At 43.9% G+C, this 13335-nt stretch carries 11 protein-coding genes and 1 pseudogene; 10 read left to right on the forward strand and 2 right to left on the reverse strand.

Annotated elements, in window-relative coordinates:
* Positions 1-400 precede the first annotated feature (400 nt).
* Positions 401-2212 (forward strand): discoidin domain-containing protein, encoded by a 1812-nt coding sequence (locus tag FHS16_RS29135; RefSeq protein WP_183570866.1) that lies wholly within the window; start codon positions 401-403, stop codon positions 2210-2212.
* Between the two features lie 67 nt (positions 2213-2279).
* On the opposite strand, the pseudogene FHS16_RS29140 reads toward FHS16_RS29135, so the two are convergent.
* Positions 2280-2366: pseudogene (locus tag FHS16_RS29140) on the reverse strand (IS3 family transposase); the annotation flags it as partial.
* Between the two features lie 159 nt (positions 2367-2525).
* On the opposite strand from FHS16_RS29140, the gene FHS16_RS29145 reads away from it, so the two are divergent.
* The 8 genes from FHS16_RS29145 (at position 2526) to FHS16_RS29180 (ending at position 11203) form a co-directional block, all read left to right on the forward strand.
* Complete coding sequence (locus tag FHS16_RS29145; RefSeq protein WP_183570893.1) at positions 2526-3206, forward strand: response regulator transcription factor; 681 nt, start codon at positions 2526-2528, stop codon at positions 3204-3206.
* Complete coding sequence (locus FHS16_RS29150) at positions 3203-4207, forward strand: sensor histidine kinase (RefSeq protein WP_183570868.1); 1005 nt, start codon at positions 3203-3205, stop codon at positions 4205-4207. Before FHS16_RS29145 ends, FHS16_RS29150 begins: the two co-directional genes overlap by 4 nt.
* 165 nt (positions 4208-4372) lie before the next feature.
* The gene (locus FHS16_RS29155) at positions 4373-4807 is read left to right on the forward strand and encodes a hypothetical protein (RefSeq protein ID WP_183570870.1); all 435 of its coding nucleotides are present in this window, start codon (positions 4373-4375) and stop codon (positions 4805-4807) included.
* Positions 4808-4828: 21 nt separating this feature from the next.
* Positions 4829-5596 (forward strand): ABC transporter ATP-binding protein, encoded by a 768-nt coding sequence (locus FHS16_RS29160; protein ID WP_183570872.1) that lies wholly within the window; start codon positions 4829-4831, stop codon positions 5594-5596.
* Positions 5586-7583: an FtsX-like permease family protein gene (locus FHS16_RS29165; RefSeq protein ID WP_183570873.1), complete on the forward strand. Its 1998-nt coding sequence runs from the start codon at positions 5586-5588 to the stop codon at positions 7581-7583. The genes FHS16_RS29160 and FHS16_RS29165 overlap by 11 nt, the downstream gene beginning before the upstream one ends.
* Positions 7584-7689: 106 nt before the next feature.
* A complete protein-coding gene (locus FHS16_RS29170; RefSeq protein WP_183570875.1) occupies positions 7690-9018 on the forward strand; it encodes a spore germination protein in 1329 nt (442 codons plus the stop codon).
* Positions 9018-10100, forward strand: a complete 1083-nt coding sequence (locus FHS16_RS29175) for a GerAB/ArcD/ProY family transporter (protein WP_183570877.1) — start codon at positions 9018-9020, stop codon at positions 10098-10100. The genes FHS16_RS29170 and FHS16_RS29175 overlap by 1 nt, the downstream gene beginning before the upstream one ends.
* Positions 10097-11203 carry a Ger(x)C family spore germination protein gene (locus FHS16_RS29180; protein WP_183570879.1) on the forward strand — a complete coding sequence of 369 codons (1107 nt, stop codon included), beginning with the start codon at positions 10097-10099 and terminating at the stop codon, positions 11201-11203. The genes FHS16_RS29175 and FHS16_RS29180 overlap by 4 nt, the downstream gene beginning before the upstream one ends.
* Positions 11204-11373: 170 nt before the next feature.
* Here FHS16_RS29180 and FHS16_RS29185 read toward each other — a convergent pair whose 3' ends face one another.
* Entirely contained in the window at positions 11374-11919 is a 546-nt protein-coding gene (locus FHS16_RS29185) for a TetR/AcrR family transcriptional regulator (RefSeq protein WP_183570881.1), read from the reverse strand.
* A 339-nt stretch (positions 11920-12258) separates the two neighbouring features.
* On the opposite strand from FHS16_RS29185, the gene FHS16_RS29190 reads away from it, so the two are divergent.
* Positions 12259-13110, forward strand: a complete 852-nt coding sequence (locus FHS16_RS29190) for an NAD-dependent epimerase/dehydratase family protein (RefSeq protein WP_183570883.1) — start codon at positions 12259-12261, stop codon at positions 13108-13110.
* Positions 13111-13335 lie beyond the last annotated feature (225 nt).

Genomic DNA, 13335 nt, shown 5'->3' on the forward strand with positions numbered 1-13335 from the left:
GTATTTTTCTGCATAAAATAGAATGTTGTGGTTGTTTTTCGCATCGCGAATTCGCTCAAGCTTCTTTGTTTTGACTGTCCCACTTCATATTACAATCCGTTATCTGCCTCAACATACGGTTCTAGATCTTAGATCACTAAGCATGATTCCGCGTTTTGTGTATAAAATGATGAATGATGCAACAGTCCGTATTCTTCTGAAACGCTCCAGCCTCTTCATGCCATGCCAGTTGATGCGCCTATACGATGTTGTACGAACGGAAATGTAAGGATATTTTGTGGGAGAGCATGCTGTATCGCAAGTATTAATCGTTAGGCAGGAGAAAGGGGAACGAATGATGGAAGGTTCAGGACTTCGTAAGGGAAGTAAAAGGATTACAACCAGGATAAGAGGTTATTTCATGGTAGTAGCTATCATCTTATCGTTATTGACAGCCGGGGTTCCAGCATATGCGGGTCTCGATGATGGGACCACACCCGTCCAGCTGGTGGTGACTTATGACACGAACGGCGGCACAGTAGTTCAACCTCAATTTGTGAATGCTGGGGGTAAAGTGATTTTTCAAAGTATGCCGACAAAGGAGTGCTTCAACTTCGAAGGCTGGTATTACGACGGTGCGCTGACGCAACGATACAATGCTTCAGATGCCATTACTAAAAGTCTAACGTTGTATGCAAAGTGGGTGGCCTCGAGTACAAATGCACAATGCGGCAATGCTACATTAACCTCGACGATCGGTACAGTAAGTACTGGTGGGACGGTGAATGAGACAATCACTGTCGCGAGTGGCATCAAGTTGGCTGCGCTCAAGGCAGCGATCACGCCGTCAGCGAATGCAACGTTCGAAATCTACAATGCAGACGGGATAACGAAAGCGACGACGCTAGAGACAGGCATGAAGATCATCGTCAGCCCGCAAGCTGGGAAGAGTAAGGTGACATATACGATAACGGTGAGTTCCCCGAATTTAGCATTAAATAAACCCGCATCGGCTGACAGCGCGTGTATCCCTTCACAGAATCCGGCCAAAGCAGTCGACGGCAGCGTGATCAATGACAGCAAATGGTGCTCCATGTCCAGCAACCGTTGGCTGCAGATTGACCTCGGCTCCTTGAAACAAGTGAGCCAGTTTGTCATCAAGCACGCATCGGAAGGCGGACAGCCAGCTTCTTATAACACGAAAGGTTACAATATCCAAGTTAGCAGCAATGGTACTACATGGAATACGGTAGTTACTGTAACTAATAATACGAGTGGCGTTACGGTAGACAATATACCGGATACGCAGGCCCGATATATCAAGCTGAATGTCACGGCACCTACGCAAACATCTGATTCAGTGGCGAGAATATATGATATCGCGGTATTCGAGCAGCAAAATTTGGCATTGAATAAACCCTCGACGGTTGACAGCGTGTGCAAAGCCTCTCAGACCGCGGCCAAAGCTGTGGACGGCAGCGAAATCAATGATAGCAAATGGTGCTCCCTATCCAGCAACCGTTGGCTGCAGCTCGATCTTGGCTCCGTGAAGCAAGTGAACCAATTTATTGTCAAGCATGCAGCAGAAGGCGGAGAGACGGCCGCATATAACACGAAGGCTTATAATATCCAAGTCAGTAATAACGGCAACGATTGGAGCACGGTAGTCAAAGTGACCAATAATACGAAAAGCGTGACGGTAGACGATATCGCTCCAGTATCAGCAAGATATATCAAGTTGAACGTTACGACACCTACGCAAACCACAAACCTTGCTGCAAGAATCTATGAGTTTCAGGTATTTGGACCCTCAAATCTGGCTTTAAACAAACCTGCGAAGGTTGACAGCACGTGCAACCCCTCGCAAACTGCTGCCAAGGCCGTGGACGGCATCCTAAGCAATGATGGCAAATGGTGCTCTCTGTCCAGTAGCCGTTGGCTGCAGATCGATCTGGGCTCCGTGAAGCAAGTAAACCAATTTGTCATCAAGCACGCATCGGAAGGCGGAGAGACCGCCTCCTACAACACAAAGGCTTATAACATTCAGGTTAGCACTGATGGTGTGAATTGGAATCAGGCAGTAAACGTAACCAACAATACGGGCGGCATTACAGTAGACAAAATTAATGCAGTATCGGCCAGATATATCAAATTAAACGTTACGACGCCGACGCAAACCAAAAACACAGCAGCAAGAATTTATGAGTTTGAGGTATACGGGCCTTCAAGTTAGACGTTAATTAAACCCGCTGCAATTGATGGAATTGACCCCTGTTTTGCGATTGGAATAAAATAACTAGCTAAGATACCAGTTGCCGATATTGATTCGGTGACTGGTTTTTTAGTTTCGTTTGAATACGAGTATGGTTATAATAATGAATGTAATCAAGGGTATGGATACTAACTAAAATATTGTTCACTTATTGATGCATATGAGAAATTGGTTTAGGCCCGTTGCAACTAGAACCTTCGAATGAAGAGTTATCTCTAATTGTTGCAGGTTGTATGATAAGGAGAAATAATAATCCTGAAATTGGAAGTGAATGATATTGAAGCTTGCTATTATAGAAGACAATGAAGTTATTCGGGAAGAACTGAAGGCTTTTTTATTAAAATACGGTTATGAGGTTGTAGCGCCGACCGATTTTGCAAATGTTCCAGAATATATAGAAAAGGAAAAACCGGATTTAATTTTATTGGATATTAATCTTCCCATGTACGACGGCTACCATATATGCAGGGAAGTGAGAAAAAAATCAGAAACTCCGATCATTGTTGTCACGAGCCGCGACGGCGAAGCGGACGAGCTGATGAGCATGCATCTGGGAGCTGACGATTTCATTTCGAAGCCCTATAATACGCAAATTTTGCTTGCCCGTATCGCATCCGTACTGAAACGAACGCTTGGCCATGGCTCCATAAACCAAACTCACGATGCGATGACCTACCGCGACTTAAAGCTTATTTTATCGAATGGGACGATTTCCTATCAAGACCAAACGCTCGAATTGACGAAAAACGAAATGAAGATTCTATCTTATTTAATCAAGCATAAAGGCAAAATCGTATCCCGCGAGGATATGATCGATTTTCTTTGGAGTTCGAATCTGTTCATTGACGACAACAACTTGTCGGTGAACGTCACAAGACTTAGAAAGAAACTCGATGAGGTCGGAATGCGTGACAACATCGAGACGAGGCGCGGCTTAGGGTACATCCTTCCATGAAGATCGGGGACTATTTCAAGGGAAGGCTTCTCTTTTTGGCCGTGAATCTCATTTTATTGTCATTGCTGTGCAGCATCCTTTTGTTCTTCCCTATTGGCAAATCCTTGCTTATACCAGTAGCCGCTCTTTGGTTCGGGCCTTTGCTTACGTACATGTTACTGGAGCTTACGAAAGAGAAGAAATACTACGACGAAATAACAGGCGCGCTGGAAAGTTTGGATCGGAAATATTTATTGCCGGAAGTGGTGAAGGAGCCATCCTTCGTCGCAGGCAAGCTCATGCATCAGGTGCTTAGAGAAACGAGTAAAGACATGCACGAGCAGGTAAACCTCTATCGAGACATGCAAAGCGAATATCGGGAATATATCGAAATATGGGTGCATGAAGCGAAGACGCCGATTGCTTCGGCTAAGCTCATTATTGACAATAATGAAAGTTCCGTGACAAAAGCAATCGATTATGAATTGAAGAAGATCGAAGATTATGTCGAGCAGGTACTATATTATTCCCGCAGCCAAAACGTGAGCAGAGATTTTATCGTACGGCGAGTGTCCTTGGAGAATGTGGTCACCAACGCGATCAGAAGAAATGCCAAGGATTTCATTCATAAGCGCATCTCGATTGATATCGACAGCGTAGATGAAATGGTATTCAGCGACGCTAAATGGCTGGAGTTTATTCTCAATCAAATCATCGGCAATTCGATCAAATATTGCAGAAGCGGCGAAGGAAAAGTTGTCATTCGTGCGGAGAGAGTGCGAGACCATATCAGACTGATGATCGAAGACAACGGCATCGGCATGATAGAGCGGGATATCGATAAAGTATTCGAAAAGGGTTTTACCGGCGAGAACGGAAGGCTCTTTGGTAAATCGACTGGAATCGGACTTTACCTATGCAAGAGTTTATGCGAAAAGCTCGGACTCGGAATATCCCTAACCTCGCAGATTGGTGAAGGTACGAAAGTAAACATTCTGTTTCCCGTACAATCGGAATCTTAACATTAAAGAGTCGCTGCAGCTTTGGCTGCAGCGGCTCTTTGTTGTTTCTTTCAGGGAATATCGATAGATGACAAAAATGCAAGGTTAATGAAACGAAAGCCGATACGATGGATCGAGGAAAAGTTTTAAGATAAAGGCAACCCAAAGAAACAAGGAGGATTCAAAATGAAAAAAGCATGGATTTGGATGGTAGCTATATGCTTGATCGCTAGCGCGGGAATGTATTATTACTTTCAGACGAACGGCCCTAAAATCGTGAAAGGTTCTGCAGACTTGAGCGAATCGGTTGACGCAAACGGAAGGCCCGTCGATCCGTCTAAGTCGAAATCGTTCTCTTCGAAAGCAAAGGAAATATATGTTTCTGTGAAATTCAAACGATTTATCTCGAAAGGCGCGAAAGTGAGATGGTATAAAGGCGAAACGTTGGTGGAAAATAGAATCAAAGTCGACGACAATATTAAGCTGAGCAAATCAGGGTACGCCTATTCGAAGTTGACGGCTCCGTCTGAAGGCTTCGCGCCAGGTGATTATTCCGTTATCTTATATGCTGCAGGCAGCGACATTTCTGAAACGACCATTTATTTTAAGATTGAGCAATGAAACAATGGAGGCGATATGGTCATGGAACCAATATTGAACGTCGATAGGATTGAAAAATATTACGGAAAAAAAGCCAATATTACGAAAGCGATCGATAATATCAGTTTTAAAGTGAATAAAGGTGAATTCATAGGCGTCATGGGCGCATCGGGTAGTGGAAAGACGACTCTGCTCAATTGCATTTCGACTATCGATACGGTGACGACGGGACATATTTTCATCAACGGACAAGATATAACCGATCTAAAATCAGCTCGCTTGGAGAAATTTAGGGTCAACGAACTAGGCTTCATCTTTCAGGACTTCAATCTTCTGGATACGCTGACGGCTTACGAGAATATCGCTTTGGCTCTGACGATCAAAGGCGAGGCAGCGAAGCGGATCGACTCGCTCATCCGGGAGGTGGCCGGCAAGCTAGGAATCGCCGAGGTACTTGGACAATACCCTTATCAGCTGTCTGGCGGCCAGAAGCAGCGCGTTGCTTCCGCAAGGGCGATCGTAACTAATCCGTCGCTGATTTTGGCTGACGAGCCGACTGGCGCTCTGGATTCCAAGTCGGCAAAGCTTTTATTGGAATCATTCGAGAAGCTCAATCGGGAGCTTCAGGCAACCATTTTGATGGTTACGCATGACGCTTTTACTGCAAGCTACTCCAATCGAATTCTGTTCATGAAGGATGGAAAAGTGTTTAACGAACTCGTCAGGGGGAATGATTCCAGGAAGCAGTTTTTCGGCAGAATCATCGAAGTTGTAAGCTTATTGGGAGGCGACGTTAGCGATGTACTTTAGAATAGCGTGGAGCAGCGTCAGAAGAAGCTTTAAGGACTATGCCATTTATTTCTTGACGCTATCATTTGCCGTCTGCCTCTTTTACAGCTTCAACTCTCTCGAAGCACAACAATCTGTATTGCAGATGAACCAAAGCTCGGCCGACTACTTGAAGAAGATCGCAGGCGTCATTTCCATTATTTCCGTAGGCGTATCGTTTGTTTTAGGCGGTTTAATCGTTTATGCCAACGGCTTTCTGATCAAAAGGCGCAAGAAAGAGCTCGGCATTTTTATGACGCTAGGGATGGGCAGGAACAAAATATCATTCATCCTCGTGCTCGAGACATTCCTGATCGGCTGCTTGGCGCTTGGAATTGGACTAACACTCGGAATTGCGGTTTCGCAGAGCTTCTCTACACTGATTGCCGGCCTATTCAATGCTAAGATGAATGTCTACGAATTCGTCATTTCCTATAGCGCAATAGCAAAAACATGTTTGTATTTTGGCCTTATTTTCGCTTCGGTCATCGTATTCAACCACGTGATTGTCTCCAAAGTCAAATTGATCGATTTGCTGAATGCGGCGAAGAAGAACGAGGAGTTGAAAGTCAAAAACGCATGGGCATCCATCATCGTTTTTCTTATTTCCGTGATACTATTGGGGATTGCCTATAAAATAGCCATTATTACCGGATTAGATCCATATAATTCGATTTTCATATTAAGTTTGCTCCTAGGTATAGTGGGGACAATGATGCTATTTTTAGGGTTGGCGGGATTTTTCCTGCTTCTTTTGCAACGCAATCGAAATTTTTATTTCAAAAATTTAAATATGTTTGTCTTGCGTCAAGTCCACAACAAAATCAATACGAATTTCGTTTCCATGACGGTTATATCGTTGATGTTATTCGTAACGCTTCTGTCTTTGTTCGTCGTTATCAACTACAAGGCTAACGTGGACAAAACGGCAGAAGGTATGGCGCCTTTCAGCGGGTCGATGGTCACCAGGTGGATCGAGCAGGGCAAGGAAATTCCTGATATCGAGGAAGCCTTGAACAATGCGGATTTCCGTTTTGAGCATAAAGAGAAACACGAATTTTTTAATGTCTATACCCTCGGCATATCGATTAAGGAAATGATGGGACAGTACCTCGATGAGAACGACAAGTCCGACAAGCTTCTCTTGAACGGGGAGATCGGTGTCGTCCGCCTGTCCGATTACAATCGAATCAGAGCTTTGGTTAAGGAGGATGCCATCGATTTAGACGACCAAGCGGCAATGATCATATCCAATTACGGTAACTTCAGCAGCAACTTCGTAAAATTCATGGAAAATCTTGAGAACGTGACGGTGAATGGAGAGTCGTTGCGGATTAGCCATACGAAGCCAGTTAAAGAAAACATTGTTAATGCGCCTTATTGGCCCTACTTCTTTTATATAGTGGTTCCGGATCGCGTCGCACTCGAATTAAAGGTATCTTTCAGCGCGCTCGATATCGAGCTTCATGGAGGCGACATCGAAAGCTTTGAGGAGAGATACACGGACTTGTATAAGCAATTCTCCGATAATGATGTGGAGATCGACGTGTATACGAAAGAGAAAGCGGTATTAGTCGCCTATGGCATCTCCGCATTCCTTACTTTTCTGGGCCTTTATATCGGACTTGTGTTTCTCATGTCCAGCGCGGTGGTATTGGCTCTGCAGCAATTGGTGGAGGCGAGTGACAGCGTGCACAGGTATCGCGTTCTTAAAAAGATCGGTGCGACGGACAAAATGATCAACCAAACGATATTCAAGCAAACCTTCATTTATTTTTTTGTTCCATTTGCGGTTGCTGTTATGCATACAATCGTAGGAGTAAGAATCATGAATGATTTTTTCGCAACACATAACAGAAGCGTCCTCGGCTCGTCAGCAGGGTTGCTGGCCGTCGTCATTATTCTGATTTATGGCGGGTACTTCTATACGACGTATTCCAGTTATAAAAGCATTGTCCGGAATAGTTAACAATCTGGAAGGTTAATGTAATACATTTATTTGGTCATCCGTCGTTATTTCGCTAATTACTGAATAAATCCACCAATAAAGAACAAATTATCCTATAGGTGATCTAATGAGGATAAACGATATTTTCCCAAAAGATATTCAAAATAAAATGGAAAGCTTCCAAGCCAATGAGGATTTCCGGCAAGAGCAGCGCATAATCAAAGGAAAACGGTATCTATTTTGCTACTTTGTCACGTTGGTCGACATTGCGAATACGAACGAAGCGATCCATCTATTCTCAGAGGGAGAAGAGGACTGGAAAGAGCTTTTGAAAGGACAGTTAAATTTATCCATAGACCTATCTGTCTCCGATATCGTTGATGCGATTGTTGGAGGCAGAATCGTTTGCTTTATGGAAGACGGATCAGTAGCCTTCGATCCGGTTGGCCAGAAGATTTCTAGAACGATTTCGACGCCGCAAAATGAGAACGCGATCCAATCGCCTACGCAAGGTTTCATTGAGGACTATCAGACAAATCTCGGGGTGCTTCGATTCCAGATGAAATCGCCGGATCTGATCATTAAATCGTATCAATTAGGATTGAGCAGTAAGAAAAAGATCGCTTTGTGCCATATAGAGGGAGCAATTGACGAGCAACTGCTATCGGATATCGTAGACTGCCTGAGTTCAAGTCAAAGCAAGAACGCGAACAATATACAGCAGCTTCTAAAAATACTGGGACAGGACAAGTTCAGCATTGTTCCTACAACGATTACGACCGAGCTGCCTTCAGAAGCGGAAACCCATCTTAATCAAGGCAAAGCCGTTTTGTTTCTGGAAGGGTTTCCGTATGCGATTGTCGTACCCGCGCTCGTAACGGACATTTGGTCGATAAAGGCAGACTATAACATTCCATATGTTTTTATGGCATTTGTCCGCATCCTCCGTGTGTTCGGGCTTACGATCGGCGTCGTATCCCCAGGTTTGTACGTAGCCTTCGTGTCCGTTAATCCAGAGGTATTACGTATTCAATTGGCCTTGTCGATCGCGGCGAGCAGAGAAGGCGTACCTTATCCAGCTTTGTTGGAGGTCCTATTCCTGCTTATTATTCTCGAGCTGATTGTGGAGGCGATTGTCCGCTTGCCCAAAAGCATCGGTCCGACAATCACCATGGTCGGCGGTGTTATTTTAGGTCAAGCAATCGTGCAGGCTAAACTCGTCAGCAATATGCTGACGATCGTGCTGGCCGCCACGACGATAGCGAACTTTTCGCTTAACGGTATCCAAAATATGACGTTCATCCGAATTAGCAAATACGGAATCTTGCTTTTGTCCGCTATTTTCGGCTTCTTGGGACTTGTCATCGGCATGGTTATCCTTTGTATTTACATGGCTCGTATAGAGATCTTCGGAATTCCTTATTTCAATCTTCATCCCAAGAAAGGAGGTTCCTAATGATCGGGAAAATTGCGCATTACTTCACTTTTATCATGATTCACATCAGCCTTCTATTCCTGGTGTATCCCGAGAATATATTCGAGAGCACCAGCAAGGGACATTGGTTGCCTATTCTTATAGGGTGTATCTTAGAGTTTCTATTACTATGGCTTTATTTGCGTGTTCTCGTCGCATTTCCGAAGCTCGACGTCATCGAAATTATTAATGTCACGGCTTCCGTTTGGGTTTCCAGGGTGCTTCTTTTGCCGATCGTCTTCCACTTTTTCACATGCATCATTCTGCTAATCCGCAGCCATGTCGAAATCGTAACGATCGTATTGTGCCCGAATATGCCTATCTGGGTACTCATGCTCTTAATCGGCATCAGTCTGTTTGCCGCGTTATCGGATATTTCGGCTATCCTGAGAGCGTCCTGCGTTGTCGCTTTCATATTCATACCAGTCATTATATTTTGTTTTATTAGCTCGCTACAAAACATCGAGCTTCCAAATATGATGCCTATCAGCCCCTCTAATTCCTTCTCTTTTCTGCAATCACCCAAATTTCATTCGAGTTTCTTTGCTTTCGGCGGCTATTTGGTATTGGGATTTATTCGACCGTATATCCCGCTTGAGGTACCGCAGAAATGGAGGTACCTTCAAATATTTGCAATCGTGATCGTTCCATTGTTTTTTATATCCATTTATCTTCCACTGCTGGTATTCGGACAGGAACCGGTCTCGAAATACTTGTTTCCGATGATTGAAGCGATGGAAACCATTGATCTGTATTGGTTGGTGTTTGAAAGAGTGACGATCTTTTATGTTGCCGTCACGCTCAGCTTCGTCATTATGTACATTTCATTATTAATTTGGGTCTCTTCTTTGATATTGCAAAAATTATATTTGCCTATCTCGCGCAATAAATTGGCGATATGCGTTGCGCTTGTTTGCTATGTCGGCGGCAATTTGATTCGTAGTTGGGATGAAATTGAGTGGCTTTTGTTCAATGATACTGTGATTCGCTTTTATTCCATTATTGCGTTTCCATGCCTGCTCAGTCTCCTCACGTTTATACATAGAAGGAGGACTACTGCATGAAAAGCCGCCTGCTCCTAGTTCTACTTCCGCTACTGCTGCTCTCCGCCTGTTGGGACAGCAAGGACATTAACAAACGTGCGCTGCCCATTGCGCTCGGGATCAGCAAGAATGAGAATCACAATTACAAAGTAGGGCTACGTATTCCCGAACCACATAATTCGAGCACGAATATCCGCTACGTGCAAGCCGAGGCTCCAACAATCGGGCAAGCGATCGAACGAATACGAATGAAGATGGCGGACGATATCGATTTGCTGCACCTGAAGCTCATTTTAATTAGTGAACCGCTTGCTAAGGAAGGGCTTAGGGACATCGTCGAGTACGCGATGCAGTCAAATTCGATTCAGCCTAAAGCGATGGTAGCCATCGTGCGAAGCGATATGAGCAAATTTTTGAGCTCGATGGATGAAGACGGAGAAGAGGCTGGCCAAGGATTATCTGATTTCTTCAGCAAACAGGCGGGATGGACGCCACATATTGCAACGGCGAAGATTTGGGAGGTTTACCGGGCGCTTTACTTCTACACCGAGGATATCGCTATTCCGATTCTAAACAAAGATGAGGAAACGATGTTCCAGTTCGTAGGTTCCGCCATTCTGCATGAGAAAAAAATGGTGGACAGCATTACGCCTGATGAAACGTTGCTCTATAACATATTTCAAGGTAAATATGACGACGCGCACATGGAAGTGATGAATCACGCGAGCGTGCTTGTAGTAGATGCAAATGTAAAAATGAAAGCGACTGGAATTGAGCAAACTCCAAAGGTGAGCAGCAAGCTAAAGGTAGTCGTTACGATTGAAGAAATGAAGGAAGGTACGATGCAAAGTGTTATCGAGGAGGAACTGAGTAAGCTGCTGAAAAAAAGATTCGATCTTCTGACTAAAAAACTGAAGACGAACCATTCCGATATCCTCGGATTTGGACAGCGGTTTCGCAATCAAATGTCAGATGCACAGCTAAAGGCATGGCGGGATGACATCTATCCTAAACTTGAGACCGAACTTCGCGTAGAGGTCGTCATTCGGAACGAGGGCAGTATCAAATCGGAGATAGGAGACGTAAAAGCCTATAAATTAGAACCTTTAAAGGGAAGGAAATAACAGAACGGTATGATGGTTCACTATTCGAACCTACAGGTTCAGGACAGAACACTTCGCTCTATACATTTTCACTAGTAGTATGAGCTGTAAGAAAGTAAAAAGTATTGGATTTGCTAAGCCTAAACAATAACGAACATATTGAACAGTTCTTGAAAATAAAATGTTTTTACTCAGCGAAGGTGCATGTAACAATCGGGCGTATGTTTATAACCACTTTCTATCCAGTGAAAAACAAGACCTAATACTGCGTGAAGGTTATAAATCGTAAATAATTCATGGTCAATTCCATCATCTGGAAATATGATATCTTCCAAGGCAATATGTTTTAGGGAAACAAACATCTTTTTTTGTAGTTCTGGAAGCCAATCGCTATTCAACAAGAGGGAATAGACTGCAGCATTTCGGGAAACATGCTCAACGATCATTACTGAAGCAGCAGGTATTTCGTTAACACGGAATATTTCAACTTTTTCGTATGGAGCGCGAAAAGATTGGATTAAATCTTGAATTAAATTATTGACAATATCATCAAGCAATGCCTCCTTGCTTTCATAATTGGAATAGAAGGTTCCCCGATTATAATTGGCAAGTTCGACAATTTCAGTTATGGATATGGTGTTGAAAGACTTCTTTGTCATGATTTCCAGCAATGCTTCTCTTAAAGCAATTCTGCTGCGAATAATACGGCGATCAATTTTATTGGATTTATCTGGCATGTTTTTCATTCCCTATTTTTGTTAGACGGATTGTAATATGAAGTGCGACAGCTAGATGAACAAAAAAAGCCCATGAATGGATTCGTGTAAAAGCTTTATATTAAAGTCTGATAATGTTAAAGCTACAAACCCTTGGTTTTTCGTTAAGGAGTTCAAGTGTTTTTAAAATAAAGTTTGATAAAGCTGAACTTAATGAAAAAGGGCTACCACCAGGCAGCCCTTTTAGTATTCACCTATCGTTTCCCGTAAGCATATTAATTTAGCGCTTGTCGCATCTAATGTCACAAATGTTATAGCAGAATTGTCTTAAATAAAAATAGATAAAGGAGGCAGTAACGAATGAAGATTTTAGTTGCTGGAGCAAGTGGCGTCATCGGGAGGGTACTCATTCCAATGCTAGTACAAAAGGGACATGAGGTGATTGGGTTAATACGCAACCCGGAGCATGCAGAAAATTTAAAGAATGATGGGGCTTCATTCGTCCAAGCCGATGTATATGATCGCAAGAATCTGTTCAAAGTGCTTGCCGAAACGTCGCCAGAGGTGGTAATTCATCAACTGACTTCGCTGCAGGCCTTGGATCCATTCGCCAATGCAAGAATTCGCGTGGAAGGTACGAGAAACTTAGTGGATGCTTCGCTCGCCGCTGGCGTTCGCCGGATGATCGCGCAAAGCATTACAATGACCTATGCGCCTGGAGAAGGGCCGGCAACGGAGGATTGTCCACTAGACTTTGATGCTCCTGAACCGCAACTCACAAGCGTGAATGGTGTTCATGCACTAGAAACCGCCGCTGCGGAAATGCTGGAGCATGTCATTCTTAGATATGGCGTGCTGTACGGTGAAAGGACCTGGTACGATTCGAATGGGTTGTTCGCAGAGCAAGTTCGGCTTGGGAACTTGCCTGCTACTGACGGCGTCACTTCTTTTGTGCATACAGAAGACGCCGCAGTTGCAGCTGTTTTGGCACTGGAATGGCCCACAGGAACATATAACATTGTGGATAGCGATCCAGCAGCGGGTACTGAATGGGTGCCTGTCTATGCGAAAGCCCTTAACGCTCCTGAACCCAAGACAATGCCAGGAAGCGTGAGAGGAGAACGTGGAGCGCTTAATGCAAAGGCACTTCGGAATGGCTGGAGTCCGCGGTTCGCTTCATGGCGTGAAGGTTTTCCTAAGGTGCTTCATTAAGCGGCAGCTGAAGAATAAACAATTGAATCTGTTCAAAAAAGCGGAGATTTTTATCTCCGCTTTTTCATTTAATGATCCTCCTGATCGAATACGATTCTCATTATAGAATTCCGTATTTATTCAAGTATCTTGCCCGTTAGCATTCCTGTAGAGCGTTAATTATCAGCTTTGCAAAAAAATGAGCGCCTCGGTACGATGGAACTACGCAACGGGTCATAGCCCTAA

Origin of the sequence: Paenibacillus endophyticus, assembly GCF_014192395.1 — a bacterium.
Taxonomy (GTDB): Bacteria; Bacillota; Bacilli; order Paenibacillales; family Paenibacillaceae; genus Pristimantibacillus; species Pristimantibacillus endophyticus.

Coding starts and splice junctions, on each gene's coding strand:
- FHS16_RS29135 (WP_183570866.1), top strand. CDS start 401: ATGGTAGTAGCTATCATCTTATCGTTATTGACAGCCGGGGTTCCAGCA.
- FHS16_RS29150 (WP_183570868.1), top strand. CDS start 3,203: ATGAAGATCGGGGACTATTTCAAGGGAAGGCTTCTCTTTTTGGCCGTG.
- FHS16_RS29155 (WP_183570870.1), top strand. CDS start 4,373: ATGAAAAAAGCATGGATTTGGATGGTAGCTATATGCTTGATCGCTAGC.
- FHS16_RS29160 (WP_183570872.1), top strand. CDS start 4,829: ATGGAACCAATATTGAACGTCGATAGGATTGAAAAATATTACGGAAAA.
- FHS16_RS29165 (WP_183570873.1), top strand. CDS start 5,586: ATGTACTTTAGAATAGCGTGGAGCAGCGTCAGAAGAAGCTTTAAGGAC.
- FHS16_RS29170 (WP_183570875.1), top strand. CDS start 7,690: ATGAGGATAAACGATATTTTCCCAAAAGATATTCAAAATAAAATGGAA.
- FHS16_RS29175 (WP_183570877.1), top strand. CDS start 9,018: ATGATCGGGAAAATTGCGCATTACTTCACTTTTATCATGATTCACATC.
- FHS16_RS29180 (WP_183570879.1), top strand. CDS start 10,097: ATGAAAAGCCGCCTGCTCCTAGTTCTACTTCCGCTACTGCTGCTCTCC.
- FHS16_RS29185 (WP_183570881.1), bottom strand. CDS start 11,919: ATGCCAGATAAATCCAATAAAATTGATCGCCGTATTATTCGCAGCAGA.
- FHS16_RS29190 (WP_183570883.1), top strand. CDS start 12,259: ATGAAGATTTTAGTTGCTGGAGCAAGTGGCGTCATCGGGAGGGTACTC.